Below are 19,835 nucleotides of genomic sequence, written 5' to 3'. Positions count from 1 at the left end.
GGCCTGCAACGGCGCGCCGAGGAGACACGCATTTCGGGTACTGAGCGCACCCCGCACCGGGTACAACTACCGCATGGTCTTTCCGGTGGACTTCGGCTGGATTCAGGCGCTGCTGGCGGTGCTGTTCGTGCTCGCGGTGGTGCTGTTGATCAGCGCGGTGATCAAGGCCCGCAGGGTGGGGTGGCGGGCGCTGGCCGGTCGCGGCTCCGGTGCGGTGGCGCTGGTGCTGGTGGCCGTCGTCATCCTTTGGGGGACAACGCTGCTGCAGACCTATCTCGGCCTGAGTGGTGAGGTGAAGGCCGCGCACGTCGTCGCGACGCAGGTCCCCGATCAGCCGCACACCCTGGATGTCGAACTGACCCTGTACGGCGACGAGAAACATGCCGAACAGCGCGAGAAATACCGGGTGGAGGGCGATATGTGGGTGCTGCAGGCCAATATCGTCGAGCTGGAACCCTGGGTGAACGCCCTCGGCTTCCACTCCGGCTACAAGGTGACCCGGCTGTTCGGCCAGCGCCTCGACGGCGTCGCCACCAAGCAGAACCACATCTTCCTCAACGGCGGCGACCGGGACTTCTTCGAGGATATGCGGAACGAGGCCTGGCACACCAAGCCCTTCGTCCGCTCCGCCTACGGCAATGCCGTGATAGCCACGACAGGCGCCTACGACGTCTTCATCTCCCACGATGCCATCAAGACTCGCCCGGCGTGACGAGTTCCCGGCCGAAAGCGCGCCGGGGATGGCTAGACGGGGCCGTGGTCAGTCGCTGAACTCGGCGACTACCGGAGCGTGGTCGCTGGGGCTCTTGCCCTTTCGCTCCTCGCGGTCTACCGAGGCATCGGTGGTGCGGGCGGCGAGGGCCGGGGAGGCGAGGATGAAATCGATGCGCATGCCCTCCTTGCGGGGGAAGCGCAGCTGCGTGTAGTCCCAGTAGGTGTAGACGCCGGGGCCCGGCGCGAACGGGCGCATGACGTCGCCGAAGCCGGTGTCTACGATGGCCGCGAACGCGTCCCGTTCCGGTTGGGAGACATGGGTTTTGCCCTCGAAGAACTCCGGTGACCAGACGTCGTCGTCGGTGGGGGCGATATTCCAGTCGCCGACCAGGGCGATCTGCGCGGCGGGGTCGTCGGCGAGCCATTTCTTCCCGGTATTCCGCAGCGCCGCAAGCCATTCCAGCTTGTATTCATAGTGCGGATCGTCGAGGGCACGGCCGTTGGGCACGTACAGGCTCCACACCCGCACGCCGCCGCAGGTGGCGCCGATCGCCCGCGCCTCCACGACGGGCGCGCTCAGCAGCGAGGCGCCCGCGTCCTTGTCGAATCCGGGCTGGCCGGGGAAGGCGATCTCGACATCCTCGAGGCCGACCCGGGAGGCGATGGCCACCCCGTTCCACTGGCTGAGGCCGATGTGCGCCACCTCGTACCCGGCCTCCTCGAACCGCTCCGTGGGGAACTGGTCGTCGCGGCACTTGGTCTCCTGCAGGGCCAGCACATCGATATCCGCGCGGTCCAGCCACGAGACCACCCGATCCAGCCGGGAACGAATCGAGTTCACATTCCACGTCGCCAGCCGAAACGTCACTATGCCTCCGGTTTCCTTCCCGTCGTCCTGGCGAACGCCAAGACCGAGTCGCACGATAGAGCCTATCGCCGCCACCCGATTCCGGCGTTCGCCGGAGCGACGGAGGTAGCGATCGATCCCGCCGGAATGACGGACGGTGCTCGCGCTTACGCCGGTCCCGCGTAGCGGTAGTTATGGTGTTCGAGGAACCCCATCTCCCGGTACATCGCCTGCGCCCCACCATTGTCCACCCCGACCTGCACGTAAGCATGCGTGGCGCCGCGGCGCTGCCCCCAGCGCAGCAACTCGGCACAGATCAGCGTGCCCAGGCCGTGGCGGCGGTGCGGGGCCGCGACGGCGACGCAGGTGAGGCCGATCCAGCACCGGCCGTCGGGCGCCGTGGTGACCGCTCCCCTCCCGACCGCGAGGGGAGTCGGCAAACCCAATGCCGCGAAACCGATTTCGCCGTTCCGCACCGCCGTGAGGACCTCCTCGTCCACCGGCGGCGGGGGCACCGGCACCGTGTCCTCGCCCTGGAATCGGTACAGCTCCAGCCATGCCTCGGGCGGCAGCGAATCGATCCGGACCATCGAAGGACCCTGCGGTAGAACCACATTGTCGATATCCAGGCCCAGCACGGCGGTCTCGCCCCAGGTCCGCCAGCCCGGCGGCACCGGCGCCAGCCGGTCGGGCAACCGCAACCGCAGCGGCAGGCCCTGCTCGGTGTACCACCGACCGATCCGGTGCAGGGTATCCGGATGGGTCGTCGCGGGGCCCTCCGAGTTACCCAGCGGCACAGCGGAGTTGGCTCGATTGGTGTAACCGTTGCCCGCCGCGGCCAGCCAGCCGTCGATCCGGGTATGCCGCGGACCCGGCCAACCGTCGGTCGCCGCCGCCTCCAGCGCCCGGATCTCCCGAGTGCGAATCGGCCTGGTCCCCAGCGGTTTCATGGCCACCACGCGATCGGCGGCGATGGACACCGTCTGGCCGTCGGCGGTGCGCACGGTCGGCGGATCCACCGACATCAGTTCGCCGATGACATCCGTGAACTGCTGGGGATAACCGGACGGCAGCCGGTACCGCACCACCACCCGTCGCCCGGGCGGAATGTCGGGCAGCTCAGTCGTCATGTCCGAAGGGGTCCGGCCCCTCGCCCGGCAGCCAGCTCAAACCCGGTACGCCCCAGCCGTTTCGCTTGATCGCCTTCTTCGCCGCGCGCGCGTTGCGCCCGATCAGCACGTCCACATACAGGAAGCCGTCGAGATGGCCGACCTCGTGCTGCAGCATGCGGGCGAAGAAACCCTTGCCCTCGATCTCGACCGGTTTGCCCTGCTCATCGGTGCCGGTCACACGCGCCCACTCGGCACGGCCGGTGGGGAACTGCTCGCCCGGCACCGACAGACAGCCCTCCTCATCGTCGTCCGGGTCCGGCATCGTCTCCGGGATCTCCGAGGTCTCCAGCACCGGATTGACCACCGCGCCCCGGCGGCGGTTCATCGCGCCGCTCGCGTCGACATCGGGACAGTCGTAGACGAACAGGCGCAGCGAGACCCCGACCTGATTGGCCGCCAGCCCGACGCCGTTGGCGGCGTCGAGCGTGTCGTACATGTCCGCGATCAGCTCGGCGAGCTCCTCGGGCGACTGGGTGACCTGCTCGGTCGGAGTGTGCAGAACGGGATCGCCGACGACGCGGATCGGGAGAATCGCCATGGTCGGACACTTTACGCGGGCGCCGGAACAGGCCGTGGCAGTGGACACGTCGGCGCCGCCCGACACGCCGAAGGAGCGAGCGGGGAACGCCGTCGTTCGTGGTTGAATGAGCGACGACGTATAGCAGCCCTGGACGCAGTCGTCAGGTGTAACTCGGCGAGGGAGCGATATGGACAGCGCAGCGGCCCGAAATCTATCCGCAAGCGAGGACACCTCTTCCGTGGATGCGGACGGCGCGGTCGCGGCACCGGTCGAGGAGACCGATCCCAGCGGGCTCAGCCGCCGCGAACTCGACATTCTCGATTTCGAACGCAAGTGGTGGAAGTACGCGGGCGCCAAGGAGGAGGCCATCCGCGAGCTGTTCGCTATGTCGGCCACCCGCTACTACCAGGTGCTCAACGCCGTCGTCGACAAGCCCGAGGCGCTGGCCGCCGATCCGATGCTGGTTAAGCGGCTGCGGCGGCTGCGGGCGAGCCGGCAGAAGGCCCGTGCGGCTCGGCGCCTGGGCTTCCAGGTGTGATGCGGGCGTCCACGCCCGCAGGAGACTAGGGTCGACCAGGTGAGCAACCCCAATCCGCCCTCCGGTGGACCGCCGCTGCGAGCGCTCGCGATGGTGCTGATCGCCCTGGCCATCGTGTTCGCGGGCCTCGGCGCGATGGCGCTGTCGAGTTCGGACTCCGAGGCCTCGGACAGCTCGACGCAGGGCCAGGCGACCCAGGGCCAGCCCACCGGCACCACCGCACCGAAACCGGTCGCGACCACTACATCGGCCCCGGCGCAGCCCACCACGACCACCACGGCGCCGACGACGACCACGACCGTCGCGCCCACCACGACCGCGGGAGCGGACAAGACCGTCCCCGTGCGGGTGCTCAACAACAGCACCATCGTGGGACTGGCCGCGCAGACGGCGGGTCAACTCACCGCCGAGGGCTGGACCATCGCGGAGACCGGCAACTACCCCGGCGGCGTGGTGCCCAAAACCACGGTCTACTACGGCAATAGGCCCGGTGAGCAGGCGGCGGCGCAGTCGATCGCGGCGGAATTGGGCGTCACCGCCGAGCCCCGATTCGCCGGGATCGCGAACTCGCCGCCCGGCGTGATAGTGATCGTCACAGGGAACTGAACGGTCGTCTCGGGCAACCGAGCCCGACACCTCAACTGGATAACGGCTCTGGCATCATCTTGTCCGGTAACGAATCTGTCCACTCAGCTTTACTCGTAAACTCGGTACTCGTAAAGGAGTTCCCCGATGGCCCCGTCCACAACTCGTCGCCCGTCCTGGCGGACTGTGACCCCGGTGCTGGCGGTCGCCGTCTTCGGCCTCGCGGCCTGCACCAACAGCCAGGAGTCGAGTGACGTCAAGGGCACCACGCCGCCGGTGTGGACGGGCTCGGCCGGGGCGGGCGAGTCCACCGGAACCGGTGAACACGGCACCGAGCACGGCAACGGCTCCGCGCCCGCGGGCGATTCGGTCTCGGTGCCGCTGAAGGATCCGGCCGGTGCGCAGGTCGGCACCGCGTCGATCGCCAAGTCCGGCAACCACCTGGAGGTCATCGTCGAGGCGCACGGCCTGAAGCCGGGCTTCCACGGCCTGCACTTCCACCAGTTCGGCAAGTGCGAGGCCAACTCCACGGCGCCGTCGGGCGGCCCGGCCGGGAACTTCCTGTCCGCGGGCGGGCATCTGCAGGTCGGCGACCAGAGCACCCATCCGGCCAGCGGCGACCTCACCTCGCTGTCGGTGCGCCAGGACGGCACCGCCAAGCTGGTCACCACCACCGACTCCGTCACCCTCGACGATCTGAAGGGCAAGGCCCTGATGGTCCACGCCGGGGCGGACAACTTCGGGAACATTCCGAACCGATACACGCAGGCCAACGGCACCGCCGGACCGGACGCCGAGACGATGGCGACCGGTGACGCGGGGGGCCGGGTTGCCTGTGGCGTAGTCGGGTAAGCGCGGGGGGTGCCATGGGCGGGGTCGGTCAGGTTCAGTGGAACAGCTCGCCCCGCCCCACGCTGGGCGTCGAGTGGGAGATCGCGCTCGTCGACAAGCAGACGCGCAACCTGTCCAATCAGGCCGCCGCGGTCTTCGACGCGGTCGGTGACCTGCGCGCGCACGACGGCACGCCGCAGATCACCAAGGAGCTGCTGAAGAACACCGTCGAACTCGTCAGCGGCGTGCACGACACCGTGGGCGAGGTCCTCGATGATCTGAGCGGCACCATGGACGCGGTGCGTGCCGCCGCGGATCGGGCGGGGGTGGATCTGTTCTGCGCCGGGACCCATCCGTTCGCGCAGTGGTCGACCCAACAGCTCACGCGCACAGCGCATTACGACGAACTCATCGAGCGCACCCAGTGGTGGGGGCGGCAGATGCTGATCTGGGGCGTGCACGTGCACGTCGGGGTTTCCCACCCGGAGAAGGTCTTTCCGATCCTGAACACGCTGCTGCTGTCGTATCCCCATCTGCTGGCGCTGTCGGCGTCCTCGCCCATGTGGGCCGGAATCGACACCGGGTACGCCAGCAACCGGGCGATGATGTTCCAGCAGCTGCCCACCGCCGGGTTGCCGTTCCAGTTCGAGAACTGGTCGCAGTTCGAGGGTTTCGTGCACGACCAGATGAAGACCGGGGTGATCGAGCAGCTCGGCGGCATGCACTGGGATATCCGGCCCGCGCCGAAATGGGGCACGATCGAGGTGCGGGTGTGCGACGGAATCCCCTCGCGCCTGGAGCTTTCCGCGCTGGTCGCGCTCATCCACTGCCTCGTGGTCGACCTCGACCGCCGCGTCGAGGCGGGCGAGACCATGCCCACGATCCCGCCGTGGCACGTGCAGGAGAACAAGTGGCGCGCAGCACGTTACGGCCTGGACGCGATCGTCATCACCGACGCCGACAGCAATGAGCGCCTCGTGACCGACGACCTGTCGGAACTGCTCAACCGGCTCGAGCCGATCTCCAAGCAGCTCGGCTGCGAACAGGAACTGTCGCTGGTCGCCGATATCCCCAAGCGCGGCGCCTCCTACCAACGCCAGCGCCGCGTGGCCGCCGCCGCCCAGGGCGATCTGGTGGCCGTCGTGGACGCCCTGGTCAAGGAACTCGACAACTAGCGTCGCCGACCGGTGGCCGGCCGTTCAGCTGGCCAGCGGGGTGGCGTTCATCGGCCGTTTACTATGGTCGTCGTGCTACTCGACGACCCGCGCTCCGACTTCGGTGGTGACGCTCGCCGTAGCCGGATGCCGTCGAAGCGGGTCCTGGTGGCGGCGGCGGTATCCGCCGTGCCCGTCCTGCTGATCGCGCTGCAGATCGTGGCCTCCCACAAAGGGTTCGAGGGCCCGCTGCGGAGCCTGTGGGCCGACTACGCGGGCACGCCGAAGTCGATGACGGTGCCCTGGGCCGGGCTGGCGCTCGCACTGGTCGGGCTGTCGTGGCGGCGGCGGTTCATCACCCTCGGGGTCGCGGTGGCGATCGACGTCGTCTGCGCGGTGGTGCGGGTGTTGCTGGGCGGGCCGGTGACCGTCGGCAACGGTGCGGTGATCGCGCTGACCGGGCTGGCGCTGGTCGCCTGGTTCGGCTGGGAGGGCGCGGACCGTCGCAATGCGCTGCACGCCGCCGCGCTCGGCGCGCTGCTGATCCTCGCCACCAAGGTCGGCGACGTCTGGCTGCACATCACCGTGATGGCGGGGCCGAACGTGCTGGACCGGTACGTCATGCTGGCCGATCACGCGTTCGGGCAGCCGTCGTGGGTGCTGGGCCAGGCGATCGACGCGCTCGGCCCGGTGGTGTACGCGGTGCTGCACTGGGTGTACATCGAGCTGCCGGTGGCGGCCATGGTGGTCGCGGCCTGGCAGCTGCGGCGCGTCGCGTCGACCGGGGTGTGGCCGACCCACTACCTGGTACGGACCTTCCTGGTGCTCGGGCTGGTCGGCCCGGTGGTGTACGTGCTGTTCCCGGTGGTCGGTCCGATGTTCGCCTACGGGCCGGACGGCCACGGGCTGCAGCTCGGTAACTACTGGCCCCAGATCGTGCCGCCGCTGGACCCCACGCCGGGTTCGCTGCCGTTCGACACCGTCACCCCGCGCAACTGCATGCCGTCCATGCACACCGCCTGGGCCACCACGGTTTTCCTGCACTCGCGCCGCGCCGCCGACGGGTCCCCGGCGCCGCGCTGGCTGCGCTGGGGCGGCGTCTTCTGGCTACTGGCCACGCTCACGGCGACGCTCGGATTCGGCTACCACTACGGCGCCGACCTGCTCGCCGGCGCGGTGTTGTGCCTGACCGTCGAGTCCGCGCTGCGCGCGCCCGAGCGCGGGTGGGACCGCGCGCGTATCCGGCTGGTCGTCGGGGGTGCGGCGCTGCTCGCCGCGCTCCTGCTCTCCTACCGATTCCTGGCTGTCGTCATCGCCGAGCATCCGATTCACGCGGGGCTGGTCATGCTGGGCGCGTTCGCCGCCTACGTCTGGGTGTTCTACACGACGTGGTTCGCGCGGACCTCGCAGTCGCAGGCCGTCGATGCGGAGGAACTGCACGCGCGGTAGGCCGTTCCCGTCAGTCCGCGTCGTCGCCCAATTCGTTGATCAGCAGCAGGCCGTCTCGATTGCGCTGTTCGCGGTAGGCGGTGCGGCCGATGAGGTGTGCGATGGCGGGGGCGGTGAGCAGGGTGAACAGGCCCACCAGCACCAGCATCCACACGTTGCCGTGGCCGCGCAGCTCGATGGTGGCGCCGATCAGGATCAGCACCAAGCCGACCACCTGCGGCTTGGTGGCGGCATGCATGCGCGACAGGGTGTCCGGGAAGCGCACGATCGCGACCGCGGCGGTCAGCGCGAGCAGTGCGCCGAGCAGGATGAGGACATAGGACAGCCAGCGCAGCGCGGTGTCGAGCCAGGCCGTCATCGCTTGTCCCGCACCCGGAAGCGCGACACCGCGGCGGAGCCCAGGAAGCCGACCAGCGCGAGCGCGACGATGGCGGGCAGCACGGTGGTGTCGTTGCTGTAGACCGCCCATACCGCCAGGCCCGCGGCGGCGATGCCGACCAGCGAGTCGATGCCGACCACCCGGTCCAGGGTGCTCGGTCCCGCCAGCACGCGGTAGCTCGTCAGCACCGCCGCGGTGACCAGCAGCACCGCGGCGGCGACCGCGACGAAGGTCATCGCTCCTCCTCGGAAAGCGTTGCGGGGGAGGGTGACTCGCGCCACTCCCCGGGCCGTTCGAAGGTGCGGATCAGCAACTGCTCCAGCCGTCGGGTGGTGTGGTAGAACTTCTCGACCGCCTCGTCGCTGCCCACGTCGAGCACGTGCACCCAGACCGTGTGGGTGGTGCGGTCCAGTTCCAGCACCATGGTGCCGGGAATCAGGTTCAGCACGTCGGTGCACAGCACGAGCACCAGATCCGAGCGGATGGACATCCGGACCCGCAGCACCCCCGATACCGGCGCTCCGCTCGGCCGGATCGCGAACCAGGCGATCTGCAGGCTGGACTCGATCGCGTAATACGAACTGAGCGCGATCAATTCGAGCAGCGACAGGGGATGCAGCCGACCGGAGATGGGAATTCGAGGCAGCGGCAGGGCCACTATGATCAGCGCGCCGATCGCGAGCCCGGCCAGCGCGTTGCCGACGCTCAGATCGCCCCACAGCGCCATGTAGACCACCGTTAGCCACAGCAGCACGCCGATGCGGACCAGGGTCGCGCGGTTCATCCTCACCGGTCGCCTCCCGCCCGCCACGAATCCGGCGTTCCCAGCACCGTTTCCAGGTAGACCCCGCGATCGGTGAGGTCGTCCGCGGCGCGACCGGCGATGCCCAGGATCGGGCCCGCGAACGCGGTCATCGCCAGGCCCACCGCGAGCAGCGCGACGGTCGGCACCAGCATCAGCCGCGGCATGCGTCCCGGATCCGCGCGGTCGTCGAACAGCACGTCGGTCGACTCGTCGATGAGCGCCGAGGGCCCCGCATCGGCGAGATTGCCCTCGGGCGCCTGCACCCGCGGCCGCCAGAACGCCTTGCTCCACACCCGCGCCATCGCGTACAGCGTCAGCAGGCTGGTCACCACCGATCCGGCCACCAGCACCCAGGCCAGCACGCTGCCGTCGGCCACACCGGCCTGCAGCAGCGCCGCCTTGCCGATGAAGCCCGAGAGCGGCGGAATGCCACCGAGATTCAGCGCCGGTATCCCGAACAGCAGCGCCAGCGCCGGGCTCGCGGCGAGCAGCCCGCCCAGCCGGCTCAGCGACGCCGAACCGGCCTGCCGCTCGATCAGCCCGACCACCAGGAACAGCGTCGTCTGCACCAGAATGTGGTGCGCCACATAGAAAACTGTGCCGGTGAGCCCCGCGGCGGTATTCAGCCCGACCCCGAACATCAGATAACCGATGTGGCTGACCAGCGTGAACGACAGCAATCGCTTGATATCGCTCTGCGCGATGGCGCCCAGGATGCCGATCAGCATGGTGAGCAGGCCGCAGATCAGCAGCACGTTGTCGAAGCGGTCGGAGGGGAACAGCAGCGTGTGCATTCGGATGATCGCGTACACACCGACTTTCGTCAGCAAGCCCGCGAAGACCGCGGTAACCGGCGCGGGCGCGGTGGGATAGGAGTCGGGCAGCCAGTTCGACAGCGGGAATACCGCCGCCTTGATCCCGAACGCCACCAGCAGCACCGCGTAGATGGCACTGCGAATCCCAGTGGGCACTTCGCCGATTCGCACCGCCATCTGCGCCAGGTTGAGCGTGCCCGTGGCCGCGTAGGCCAGCGCGATACCGGTCAGGAAGATCAGCGACGAGACCATCGACACCATCACGTAGGACACCCCGGCCCGCACCCGGTCCGCGCTGGCGCCCAGGGTCAGCAGCACGAACGACGCGGTCAGCAGCACCTCGAACCCGACGAAGAGATTGAACAGGTCACCGGCCAGGAACGCGATCGAAACCCCCGCGCTCAGAATGAGATACGTCGGCTGGAAGATCGAGGTCGGCTGGCGTTCGGAGCCGTCGCTGATACCCTGCCCGACCGCGAACGCCAGCACCGCCAGCAGCACGATCGACGACACCAGCAGCATCGCCGCCGACAGCCGGTCCACCACCAGCGTGATGCCGATCGGGGTCTCCCAGCCGCCCACCTGCAGCACCGCCATCCCGTCCCGGTCGGCCAGGAACAGCAGCACCCCGGAGACCAGCACCGTCGCGGCCAGGGCGGCGACCGAGACGATCTGCTGCACACGGGGTTTGCGCCCGACGATCAGCGTGACCGCGGCGGTCAGCAGCGGTATCAGCACCGGCAGCGCGGTCAGGCTGGGCATCAGGCCGGAAGACAGGGTCATTTCTCGGGATCCTCGCCTTCGCGACGCGAGGCGACCTTGACGTCCTCGGGGTCGTTCTCGACCCGCTCGGTGGTGGTCAGGGCGTAGGACCGGTAGGCCAGGGCGAGCACGAACGCCGCCACGCCCATGGTGATGACGATCGAGGTCAGCACCATCGCCTGGGCCAGCGGATCGGCCGTATCCCGTTGCGTGCGATCGGTCTCGCCGAGGATGGGCGACTTCCCGTCCGGGCCGCCGACGGTGATGAGCAGCAGATTTACCGCGTTCCCGAACAGGATCAGTCCCAGCAGCATCTTCGACACCGCGCGCTCGAGCACGAGGTAGACCCCGCAGGCGATCAGCACGCCGACGAGCGCGAGCAGGGTGACGTTCGCGGTCATCGGGTCCTCCGTTCCGACTCGACGAGCAGCAGCGGACCGGTGGTCGGCGTGAGGCCCTCGGTGTCCAGCCGCGCGCCCAGGCTGCGCAGCACGTCCAGGACCAGGCCCACCACGATCAGGTACACGCCCAGGTCGAACAGCATCGCGGTGACGAACTTGACGTCTCCGATCAGCGGCAGTGTCACCTCGAAGATCGCCGACGACAGCGGCGGCGCGCCGAGCAGCAGCGAACCGGTCGCGGTCCCGGCCGACAGCGCCAGCCCGGCGCCGAGCAGGTGCCCGGCATCGACCGGCAGCGCCTCGGCCAGCTCGTAGCGTCCGCCCGCGAGATATCGCAGTACCAGGGCCAATCCGGCGGTGAGGCCACCCGCGAAGCCGCCGCCGGGGGCATTGTGCCCGGCGAAGAAGAAGTACACCGACAGCACCATGATGGTCGGGAACACCAGCCGCGTCGTCACCGCCAGCACCATCGACCGGTCGCGCTTGGCGATCAGCGGGGCCGCGGGCAGCCAGTAGGAGCGGTTCGGGTCGGGAGTGTAGCCCGGCGCGTCGGCGACGCGCGGCAGCGTGCCGAAGCGGCGGCTGCGGAACATCAGCGACGCGACGCCGGTCGCGGCGACCACCAGCACCGAGATCTCGCCCAGCGTGTCCCACGCCCGGATGTCCACCAGCAGCACGTTCACGGCGTTCTTCCCGCCGCCGCCCTGGTAGGCGGCGTCCGGGATCAGGCGCCAGATCGGCTCGGTGCTGCGCGCGGCCAAGGCGAATCCCGCCAGCACCGAGACCGTCGCGCCCACCAGCGCGGCCAGTACCGCGCGGCGCACCTTGAACGCGGTCGCGCGGTCCGGCTCGATCTCGGCCGGGAACCGGCGCAGCACCAGCACGAAGATCACCAATGTCAGTGTCTCGACGAGGAATTGGGTGAGCGCCAGATCGGGCGCGCCGTGTAGGGCGAAGATGACGCCGCAGCCGTATCCGGTGACGCCGACCAGCAGCACGCTCGCCAGGCGGTTGCGCATCACGGTGGCGCCCAGCGCCATGGCGATCATGATCAGCCCGATGACCAGCTGCAGCGGCGAATCCCACAGCCGCAGACCCACTCTGGTGCGGGCGTCGACGGCGAGCATCGCGGTGGGCAGCACGATCAGCGTGATCAGGATCAGGGCCTGGTTCAGCGGCAGCGAACCGCGCTGCGTGGCGGCGGTCATGCGCAGCGACAGCTGGTCCATGGCGCGCAGCGTCTTGTCGTAGACGCGGTCGGCGTTACCCAGCCGCGGGCTGGCCGATTCGCCGATCCGGTCGCGGATCTCGAACAGCACCAGACCGCAGGCGATGATCACCATGGTCAGCGTGAGCGGATGGCCGAAGCCGTGCCACAGCGCCAAGTGTGTGGGCGCGCCGCCGGGAAGCGTTGCGGCATAGGGCCGCAGCAGCGAGTCCATCCAGGGCGCGGCGAGCCCCGCGGCCAGGCTCGCCACGGCCAGCAGCGCGGGCGGCGCGAGGAACATCGCGCCGGGCCGATGCCAATTCAGTTGCGGCTCCGGCGCTCCCACCGCCACCGACTTGGAACCGAAGGCGCCCCACACGAATCGGAGGCTGTAGCCGACCGTCAGCATCGAGCCGAGCACCACGCCGGTGCCCAGCGCGACCTTGACCGGGGCCGTCAGATTGTCCGAGATCAGGATCGCACCCAGGGCGCTCTCCTTGCCGACGAAGCCGAGCAGCGGCGGAATCCCGGCCATGCTCGCCCCGGCCAGGATCGCGGTCGCGCACAACACCGGCGCCCTGCGTCCCAGCCCGGACAGCCGTCGCAGGTCCCGGGTTCCCGCGCTGTGGTCGATGACGCCCACCACCATGAACAGGCACGCCTTGAACAGGGCATGCGCGACGATCATGGCCACGCCCGCCAGCGCCGCGTCGGGCGTGCCGATCCCGACCAGCGTGATGAGGAATCCGAGCTGGCTCACCGTGCCGAAGGCCAGCACCAATTTCAGGTCGGTCACCTGCAGCGCGCGCAGGCCCGCCAGCACCATCGACAGCACGCCCAGGGTGAGGATGATCGGATGCCAGGGCGGGGCCGTCGCGAACGTCGGCGCCAGCCGGGCGACCAGATAGATACCGGCCTTCACCATCGCGGCCGCGTGCAGGTAGGCGCTGACCGGCGTGGGCGCGGTCATCGCGCCGGGCAGCCAGAAGTGCAACGGCACGATGGCCGATTTGCTCAGCGCGCCGATGAGGATCAGCACCACCGCGACGCAGGTCGACCAGTCCTGCGGATCGGCCCGGGCCAGCACCTCCGACAGCAGATAGGTTCCGCAGCGCTGGCCCAGCAGAATGATGCCCACCAGCATGGCCAGCCCGCCCGCGGCCGTGACCAGCAGCGCCTGCAGGGCCGCGCGGCGCCCGGCGATCTGCTCGGCGTGATGGCCCACCAGCAGGAACGACAACACGGTCGTGGCTTCCCAGAAGCAGAACAGCAGCATCATGTTGTCGCTGGTGACCAGCCCGAACATGGTGCCCGCGAAGGCGACCAGATATCCGGCGAAGATCCCCAGCCGCTGCCGGTCGTCGTCGTCGAAATAGGTGGCGCAGTAGCCGAGGATCAGCGCGCCGATGCCGAGCACCAGCGCCGACATGATCGAGGCGAGCGCATCGAACCGCAGATCGAGAGCCATGTGGATGCCGGGCGCCCACTCGACGTGCAGCGCGCGCCCGGTGTTCCAGTTCGCGATCACCCAGCCCAGGCTCGCCAGCGGCACCAGGGCCAGCAGGTAGAAGCCGCGCCTGCCCAGCGTCCGCACACACGGCGGCGCCAACAGCGCCGCGGCGGCATGGGCAAGCAAGATAACGAGCAAACTTCACTCCGTCGAGTCGGCGGCGGGGTGGTGCGGGGTCGATACTACTTTCTGCCCTGGGGGATTCGGGCGACGCGACGGTATGGCGTCGAGCATGTTCGCCGAGCCTGGCTATATATCTGCTACCGCGGCGAAATCACTGCTCGGCCGGTGTGGTCACCGGCGCTACCGCGGGCGCCCGCAATCGCCGCAGCGCGATCAGCCCGACCAGGCATCCGATCGTGATGGCCAGCGCCGTCCAGTACGGCACCGGCGACGTCGCGTTCGGCAGCTGGCAGACGTACCAGCGGCCCGCCTCCACCGTCACATCGGTGAAATCGCCGCGGCTGACGTGGTCGCGCAGCGCCAGCACCACCGAGGGCATGAACACGATCGCGACGCCCAGCACCCGGGTCGGGTTGTAGCGCGGCGCGGCGCTGCCGAAGCAATACCCGGCGCCGAGGGCGAGCACTACGCCGGTCACGATGTTGCGGGCCCGATCGTGGGAGTCGATGCCGAGCGTGAGCGCGCAGTACAGCGCCAGCGCGGTGAGGATCAGCAGCGCGAACAGCGGGTTCGGGCGCCGGAATCCGAGCACGATGCCCATCGCCACCAGTGCCACCAGCGGCGCCGCCGACCAGCCCGGCAGATACGACGGCATGATCGCGCTGCCCACCGCCGCCAGCGCCACCGCCAGCAGCACCAGGGTGCCGTCGCGGCGGGGCAGCAGCATGGCGGCGATCAGCCCGGCGACCACGGTCGCGCCCACGCTCAGGGCGATATCGATGGAGTCCTCGGCGCGGCGGGTGAGCCATTCGGTGCCGAACAGCGTCACCAGGACGTACACCAGGCCCGCCAGGATCGGCGCCATCGGCAGCTCGACCGACCGCCGCTCCACCTGGGTCCGGTGGCGGTTGGCCAGCGTGCCCAGCGCGACCAGTGCCAGCGTCGCCCCGATCAGCCACGGCGGCGGCGAGTCCACCGCGGGCCAGCGCCCGAACCGGGTCGGATCGCCGAGGTCGTTGCCGTGCGGCACCGGCAGTGCGGCGCCCACCACGATGCTGCCGAGCGCGCCGAGCGTCCAGCCGAACACCTGGAGTCGCCCGCGCAGCACGGCGGCTGCGATGCCGCCGAGCAGAATGCCGCCCGCGATCGAATCGAGGAAGTTCAGCGTCGCCAGCGAGGTGCCCGGCCCGCTGGAGCGCCCGACGAGGTGCGTCACCAGCAGCAGGATGCTGCCGCAGAGCGCCGAACCCCAGGCCGCCAGGCCGTGATTGACCGTGGTGGCGAATACGGCGATGATCAGCGCGATGATGGCGCCCGCGGCGATGGCGCGCGGCAGGCTGTGCGCGAGCAGATCCAGCTGCAGCGCGGTCGAGTCCGTGGTCCACGCGAAGTCGATCGGGAGCATCAGCGACATTCCCGCAACCAGGGTTGCCAGGAATGCCGTCACCATCTCGAACGCCGCGACGCTGGTCCGCACCAGCTGAAAATACCCATGATTGACCCGACAAGCTGGCAGACGTGCCGGATGGGTAGTTGCCGACGTTTCGCCGCTACGGTGTCCCGGTGTGCTGGTCCGCGAAGTTGCGCAGCGATTCCACCTGGAGCGGGTCGAGGGACGGCCGCACGGTGACGCGGGCCGCGGCGACATCCGCGGCCGTGACATCGGCGGCGTCGACGTCACGGCGCATCGCGGTCATCGCCGCCTCGCGCAGCAGCGCCGCGCAGTCGGCGGCCGAGTAGCCGTCCAGGTCCGCCGCCAGCGCGGTGAGCTTCACGTCGGGGGCCAGCGGAACCGGTCGGCTCGCCGTGCGCAGGATCTCGGCGCGGGCGGCGGCATCCGGGGGCGGTACGAATACCAGCCGCTCGAGCCGTCCGGGGCGGGTGAGGGCCGGATCGATGAGTTCCGGCCGATTGGTCGCGCCGATGACCACGACATCGCGCAGCGGCTCCACCCCGTCCAACTCGGTGAGCAGGGCGGCGACCACGCGGTCGCCGACGCCGGAGTCGCTGCTCTGCCCGCGGCGCGGCGCGAGCGCGTCCACCTCGTCGAGGAATATCAGCGAGGGCGCGGAATCGCGTGCGCGCTGGAACAATTCGCGGACCGCGCGCTCGGAGGACCCGACCCACTTGTCCATCAGCTCGGCGCCCTTGACCGTGTGCACACTCAACTGGCCGCTGCCCGCCAGTGCCCGCACCAGGAACGTCTTACCGCATCCCGGCGGCCCGTACAGCAGCACACCGCGCGGCGGATCGATCCCCAAGCGCGCGAACGAATCCGGATGCCGCAGCGGCCACAGCACGGCCTCGGTCAGCGCCTGCTTGGTCTCGGTCATATCGCCGACATCGTCCAGGCTGAGGCTGCCGATCGCCAATTCCTCGGTGCCCGAACGCGACAGCGGACGGATCACCTGCAGCGCGCCGAGCAGATCGGGCTGGGTCAGCACCGGCTCGGTGTGGTCGCGGCTGGCCCGCGACGCCGCCCGCAGCGCCGCCTCCCGGCACAGCGCGGCCAGGTCCGACACCACGAAGCCCGGTGTGCGGGAGGCAATCTCGTCGAGCCGCAGATCCTCTGTCGGCACCTTGCGCAGCAACTGCTCCAGCAGATCCTTGCGCACGGCCGCGGTCGGCAGCGTCAGGGCGACCTCGCGATCGCACAGATCCGGTGCGCGCAAACGGCTGTCGACACCGGCGGGATGGGATGTGGTGGCCAGGAACGCGACTCCGGGAGTGGCGACCGCACCGCGCAGCTGGTCGAGAATGAGGGTGGCGACCGGCTCCGGATCGGCGGGCAGCAGCGCATCGATATCGGTGATCAGCAGCACTCCGCCCGGGCCGGAACAGATTTCGGATACCGCGAGCCCGACCTCGCGCAGCCGGGTGCCGCTCTCGGTGGCTCCCACAGTCGGCCCGTCCAGCTCCACGATCCGGCGCGGCGTGGCCACCGCCCGCGCCAGCGTCGCCTTACCGGCGCCCGCCGGGCCGGTGACCAGCGCACCGAGATGCGGTGGGGCGCCGAGGGTCTTCAGCAGTTCGGGCTCCTCGAGGGCCAGGCTGAGCCACTCCGACAGCTTCGCCGCCTGCGCGCGCACCCCGGCCAGATCCGCCACGTCGACCGCGGACGGCCGCTCCCGCACCCGCATCCGGGTTCCGGGAGCGCCGGATTCGGTAGCCGGTCCGCCGCCCGGATCGTGCGAGGCATCGGCGGCGGGCACGCCCGCGCCCCACACCACCGCGCTGTTGGGCTGCACGCTCACCGGCCCGCGCCCCGGATCGGTCGCGGTGACCGTGAGCAGCTCCGAGGTCCACGCGATGCCGAAGGCGCGGGCCAGCGCCTGGGTGGCCGCGGCGGTGCTGGTTCCCGGACCGAGATCGCGCGGCAGCAGCGATACGGCGTCGCCGACGGTCACCACCTTGCCGAGCAGCGCCTGCCGCAGCGTCGCCTCGGGAATGGTGCGGGTGGCCTGCACCGACCCGGTCACCGAGAGCTGCCGCGCCCCGAACACGGTGACCGGCGCGACCACCACCGTCGAGTCCTCGCGCACCCCCGCGTTCGACAATGTCACATCGTCGAGCAGGATCACCCCCGCCGCCGTCCCCGCCGGTGCGATCCCCGCCACCGCCGCGGTCCGCCGCGACCCGATGAGCGCGATCCCGTCCCACTCCCGCAACCCCAACGCCGCCAACGCTTCCGGATGCAACCGCACCACCCCCCGTCGCGCATCGGCGGCCGAGCGGTTCAGGCGAGCAGTCAACGAAAGATCCGGCACCCTAGCCATGGTATGGGCGTCGCCGGAATCGGCTAGCGGTTGCGGCCGCTGGGGCGGCGCAGGCGTAGGCGGGCCGACGAGACCGGGACGCGTAACGCCGGGCGGCGGCGTTGGGCTCGGCGTTGGGCGCGGCGCTCGGCCGGTTTGTGGTGCCAGGTTTCGGGGCGGGCGGCTACCCAGCGCTGCGAGCGCCAGGCGAACGGGATGTGGAGGATGTACAGGCCCACCAGGACCATCAGCAGGATCAGCGGGTAGGTGACCAGCGCGGCGGCGGCGAGTGCGGTCAGCACCAGCAGCAGCGCGGCGGCCTGCGGCGCCACCGATACCGACTTCATCGCCAGGGTCGGGACGGTGCTGACGGCGAGCAGGGCGGCGAGCACGGTCCACACCGCCACCACCGGAAAGTTGTTCCACCACCCGTTGCCGAACTCCTCGTGCACCGCGATCGGCAGCATGGCGATCAGGGCGGCGGCGGGCGCCGGGACCCCGACGAAGTACTCACGCGCCCAGTCCGGGCGGGTGTCGTCGTCCATCAGGGTGTTGAACCGGGCCAGCCGCAGCACGATGCTGACCGCGTAGATGAGCGCGATGATCCAGCCCGCGCTGTCCTGCCGCAGGAACGTCACGTAGATCACCAGCGCCGGTGAGACGCCGAAAGAGATTGCGTCCGCGAGGGAATCGAGTTCGGCCCCGATCTTGGTGGTGGCCGAGAGCATGCGGGCGAGCCTGCCGTCGAGGGTATCGAGCACGGCCGCGGCGCCGATCATCGCGATCGCCGTGCTGAGCGAACCCTCCAGCGCGAACTTCACCGCGGACAGCCCCGCGCACAGCGCCAGGATGGTCACGATGCTGGGCAGCAGCCGGATCGTGCGTCGCCGTCGGCCCTGCTCGGTCACGGTTTCTTCGATCATGACAGCAGTTCGGCGAGCACCGTCTCCCCGCCGATCGTGCGCTGACCGGGCGTAACGAGCGGCTCGGTCCCGGCCGGGAAGTAGGTGTCCACCCGGGAGCCGAACCGGATCAGCCCGTAGGTGTCGCCGATGGTCAGCTTGTCGCCGACCTTGGCCTCGCACACGATGCGCCGCGCCAGCAGCCCCGCGATCTGCACGACCGTCACCACCGCGCCGGAGGCGGTCTCGAGCACCATGCTGTTGCGCTCGTTGACCGCGCTGGCCTCGGGCAGGTCGGCGGAGCGGAACTGCCCGCGCCGGTACACGATCTCGCGCACGCTGCCGGAGACCGGGGTGCGCTGCACATGCACGTCCAGCACCGACAGGAAGATGCTCACCCGCGGCAGCTCGGCCTCGCCGAGATTCAGCTCGGCGGGCGGCACCGCGGTATCGACCAGCGCGACCTCCCCATCGGCGGGGGCGACCACGATATTCGGCCGGTTCGGCGGCACCCGGTGCGGATGCCGGAAGAACGCCGCCGCTGCCGCCGCCGACGCGAACCCGGTGCGCCGCAACCACTTCCGCTTCCGACCCAGTAACGCGACCGCCAGCGGTGTCGCCACGAACGGCAGACCGGCGGGGTGCAGCGGCGGAATCGCGTCGCGGACCAGGTCGGCGACATGGCCGAGGCCGGTGCGTTCGGGCGTGCCGGGCGGGGTGGGACGGCGGGCCACAGGCTCCTCTTTCGTGCGCGGATGGTCGATCACACCATACGGGACGGCCGTGGTCGCGGTGTGTGCTGCGACGACAGCGCCCACAACGAGAACTGCCGCAGCGACGAGTGCGTCGCTGCGGCAGTGTCACCCGGCCGATTCAGCCGACTTTCCGGCGACCCATGACCAGGCCGACGAGCCAGAGCAGGATCACCGCACCGCCGAGGCAGGTGAGGAAGCTGAAGATCAGCCCGCCGCCCTCCACGTCGACGCCGAACAGCTTCAGCAGGAATCCGCCCAGCAGGCCGCCGACCACGCCGACGACGATGTTGAGCAGGATGCCCTGCTGCGCATCCGTTTTCATGATCTTGCTGGCGATCCATCCGGCGATGCCGCCGATGATGATCCACCCGATAATTCCGAGACCGAGCATGTTGTCCTCGAATCACTCGTAGGAACAGTGTCGCCGGTCGGAGCGACCGGCGTGCGAACTGCTTTCGAACTGGCAGTACCCGATCGATTGTGACAATACCCACGCCTCCCGTTAGTGTTCCGGCTAATATGAGGGGGCCTCATGTCTACGGACTCGTCAGGGAGTCGTCCGATGAGGGCCCGATGAAGGAACGTTCGATGCGCGGGTGGGGCCGCAGGCC

20 protein-coding genes are annotated in these 19,835 nt (G+C 69.7%); 6 read left to right on the top strand and 14 right to left on the bottom strand.

The genetic code is table 11. The features are described 5' to 3' along the window. Positions 1-73 precede the first annotated feature (73 nt). Positions 74-712 carry a hypothetical protein gene (locus ACYVLQ_RS11965; protein WP_460697495.1) on the top strand — a complete coding sequence of 213 codons (639 nt, stop codon included), beginning with the start codon at positions 74-76 and terminating at the stop codon, positions 710-712. 48 nt (positions 713-760) lie between these two features. On the opposite strand, the gene ACYVLQ_RS11960 is transcribed toward ACYVLQ_RS11965, so the two are convergent. The 3 genes from ACYVLQ_RS11960 to ACYVLQ_RS11950 all read right to left on the bottom strand — a co-directional run bounded on the left by ACYVLQ_RS11960 (position 761) and on the right by ACYVLQ_RS11950 (position 3,271). Beyond that, positions 761-1,582 (bottom strand): exodeoxyribonuclease III, encoded by an 822-nt coding sequence (locus ACYVLQ_RS11960; RefSeq protein ID WP_460697494.1) that lies wholly within the window; start codon positions 1,580-1,582, stop codon positions 761-763. A 146-nt stretch (positions 1,583-1,728) separates the two neighbouring features. Next, a complete protein-coding gene (locus ACYVLQ_RS11955) occupies positions 1,729-2,691 on the bottom strand; it encodes an N-acetylglutamate synthase, CG3035 family (RefSeq protein ID WP_460697493.1) in 963 nt (320 codons plus the stop codon). Continuing rightward, complete coding sequence (locus tag ACYVLQ_RS11950; RefSeq protein WP_460697492.1) at positions 2,681-3,271, bottom strand: peptide deformylase; 591 nt, start codon at positions 3,269-3,271, stop codon at positions 2,681-2,683. The genes ACYVLQ_RS11955 and ACYVLQ_RS11950 overlap by 11 nt, the downstream gene beginning before the upstream one ends. A 169-nt stretch (positions 3,272-3,440) precedes the next feature. On the opposite strand from ACYVLQ_RS11950, the gene ACYVLQ_RS11945 reads away from it, so the two are divergent. The 5 genes from ACYVLQ_RS11945 (at position 3,441) to ACYVLQ_RS11925 (ending at position 7,810) form a co-directional block, all read left to right on the top strand. After that, the gene (locus tag ACYVLQ_RS11945) at positions 3,441-3,791 is read left to right on the top strand and encodes a DUF3263 domain-containing protein (RefSeq protein ID WP_460697491.1); all 351 of its coding nucleotides are present in this window, start codon (positions 3,441-3,443) and stop codon (positions 3,789-3,791) included. 39 nt (positions 3,792-3,830) lie between these two features. Further along, on the top strand, positions 3,831-4,397 hold the full coding sequence (locus ACYVLQ_RS11940; protein WP_460697490.1) for a LytR C-terminal domain-containing protein: 567 nt from the start codon (positions 3,831-3,833) through the stop codon (positions 4,395-4,397). A gap of 126 nt (positions 4,398-4,523) precedes the next feature. After that, entirely contained in the window at positions 4,524-5,228 is a 705-nt protein-coding gene (gene sodC, locus ACYVLQ_RS11935; protein ID WP_460697489.1) for a superoxide dismutase[Cu-Zn], read from the top strand. Between the two features lie 14 nt (positions 5,229-5,242). After that, a complete protein-coding gene (locus ACYVLQ_RS11930; RefSeq protein ID WP_460697488.1) occupies positions 5,243-6,382 on the top strand; it encodes a glutamate--cysteine ligase in 1,140 nt (379 codons plus the stop codon). A 126-nt stretch (positions 6,383-6,508) separates the two neighbouring features. After that, positions 6,509-7,810, top strand: a complete 1,302-nt coding sequence (locus ACYVLQ_RS11925) for a DUF5933 domain-containing protein (RefSeq protein WP_460697570.1) — start codon at positions 6,509-6,511, stop codon at positions 7,808-7,810. Between the two features lie 10 nt (positions 7,811-7,820). On the opposite strand, the gene mnhG is transcribed toward ACYVLQ_RS11925, so the two are convergent. The 11 genes from mnhG to ACYVLQ_RS11870 form a co-directional block, all read right to left on the bottom strand. Further along, entirely contained in the window at positions 7,821-8,168 is a 348-nt protein-coding gene (gene mnhG, locus ACYVLQ_RS11920; RefSeq protein WP_460697487.1) for a monovalent cation/H(+) antiporter subunit G, read from the bottom strand. Further along, positions 8,165-8,425: a monovalent cation/H+ antiporter complex subunit F gene (locus tag ACYVLQ_RS11915; protein WP_460697486.1), complete on the bottom strand. Its 261-nt coding sequence runs from the start codon at positions 8,423-8,425 to the stop codon at positions 8,165-8,167. The genes mnhG and ACYVLQ_RS11915 overlap by 4 nt, the downstream gene beginning before the upstream one ends. Further along, positions 8,422-8,973 (bottom strand): Na+/H+ antiporter subunit E, encoded by a 552-nt coding sequence (locus tag ACYVLQ_RS11910; protein ID WP_460697485.1) that lies wholly within the window; start codon positions 8,971-8,973, stop codon positions 8,422-8,424. Before ACYVLQ_RS11910 ends, ACYVLQ_RS11915 begins: the two co-directional genes overlap by 4 nt. Before the next feature lie 2 nt (positions 8,974-8,975). Then, complete coding sequence (locus tag ACYVLQ_RS11905) at positions 8,976-10,592, bottom strand: Na+/H+ antiporter subunit D (RefSeq protein WP_460697484.1); 1,617 nt, start codon at positions 10,590-10,592, stop codon at positions 8,976-8,978. After that, a complete protein-coding gene (locus ACYVLQ_RS11900) occupies positions 10,589-10,972 on the bottom strand; it encodes a Na(+)/H(+) antiporter subunit C (RefSeq protein WP_460697483.1) in 384 nt (127 codons plus the stop codon). Before ACYVLQ_RS11900 ends, ACYVLQ_RS11905 begins: the two co-directional genes overlap by 4 nt. Then, positions 10,969-13,827 (bottom strand): Na+/H+ antiporter subunit A, encoded by a 2,859-nt coding sequence (locus tag ACYVLQ_RS11895; protein ID WP_460697482.1) that lies wholly within the window; start codon positions 13,825-13,827, stop codon positions 10,969-10,971. Before ACYVLQ_RS11895 ends, ACYVLQ_RS11900 begins: the two co-directional genes overlap by 4 nt. Before the next feature lie 136 nt (positions 13,828-13,963). Further along, the gene (locus ACYVLQ_RS11890) at positions 13,964-15,289 is read right to left on the bottom strand and encodes a hypothetical protein (RefSeq protein ID WP_460697481.1); all 1,326 of its coding nucleotides are present in this window, start codon (positions 15,287-15,289) and stop codon (positions 13,964-13,966) included. A 73-nt stretch (positions 15,290-15,362) separates the two neighbouring features. Then, positions 15,363-17,579, bottom strand: a complete 2,217-nt coding sequence (locus tag ACYVLQ_RS11885; RefSeq protein WP_460697480.1) for an AAA family ATPase — start codon at positions 17,577-17,579, stop codon at positions 15,363-15,365. Between the two features lie 32 nt (positions 17,580-17,611). Beyond that, on the bottom strand, positions 17,612-18,490 hold the full coding sequence (locus tag ACYVLQ_RS11880) for a CDP-alcohol phosphatidyltransferase family protein (protein WP_460697479.1): 879 nt from the start codon (positions 18,488-18,490) through the stop codon (positions 17,612-17,614). Beyond that, positions 18,487-19,203 (bottom strand): phosphatidylserine decarboxylase, encoded by a 717-nt coding sequence (locus ACYVLQ_RS11875; RefSeq protein WP_460697478.1) that lies wholly within the window; start codon positions 19,201-19,203, stop codon positions 18,487-18,489. The genes ACYVLQ_RS11880 and ACYVLQ_RS11875 overlap by 4 nt, the downstream gene beginning before the upstream one ends. Positions 19,204-19,342: 139 nt before the next feature. Beyond that, positions 19,343-19,615 carry a GlsB/YeaQ/YmgE family stress response membrane protein gene (locus tag ACYVLQ_RS11870; RefSeq protein ID WP_460697477.1) on the bottom strand — a complete coding sequence of 91 codons (273 nt, stop codon included), beginning with the start codon at positions 19,613-19,615 and terminating at the stop codon, positions 19,343-19,345. Between the last annotated feature and the right edge of the window lie 220 nt (positions 19,616-19,835).

The organism is Nocardia thraciensis, from assembly GCF_054782435.1.
Note: the sequence above shows the minus strand (reverse complement) of the source record. Positions and strands in the feature narration are given on the sequence as shown.